The organism is Variovorax sp. 10N432 (assembly GCF_056394465.1).
In genome coordinates, this window is sequence record NZ_JBFTHX010000163.1 from 1 (window position 1) to 418 (window position 418).

Below are 418 nucleotides of genomic sequence, written 5' to 3' on the forward strand. Positions count from 1 at the left end.
AGCTTGCTGCATCGAAGTGCGCGACCGTATCGCAATTGGCGCTCGCCTGGTTGCTGGCTCAGGGCAACGACATCGTGCCGATCCCGGGCTCTCGCAAAGCGGAGCGCGTCGCGGAAAACGTCGGTGCCGCCGATCTGGTGCTGACGGCGGAAGACCTAGCGAAGATCAAGGAAATCCTGCCTGAAGGCGGTTTCGGTGAGCGCTATGCCGAAGAATTCGCGCCGATCTGGATCTGACCGCGCCTCGCGAGCCCGGTCCGCACCTGCAAGTTCGGATCATTCCCCCAATCGTTGCGAAAGAAAAAGCATGTCTCTCACCAATTACCGCGCCCTTGGCCGATCCGGCCTTATCGTCAGCCCCCTGGCGCTCGGCACAATGACCTTTGGCACCGATGTGTGGGGTGCGGACGAGGCTGGCT

1 protein-coding gene is annotated in these 418 nt (G+C 62.0%); it reads left to right on the forward strand.

The window, feature by feature from the left end:
* Positions 1-236 (forward strand): aldo/keto reductase (locus tag AC1DF3_RS37155; RefSeq protein WP_478142835.1); only part of this gene is annotated, 236 nt, incomplete at its 5' end.
* Positions 237-418: the final 182 nt, after the last annotated feature.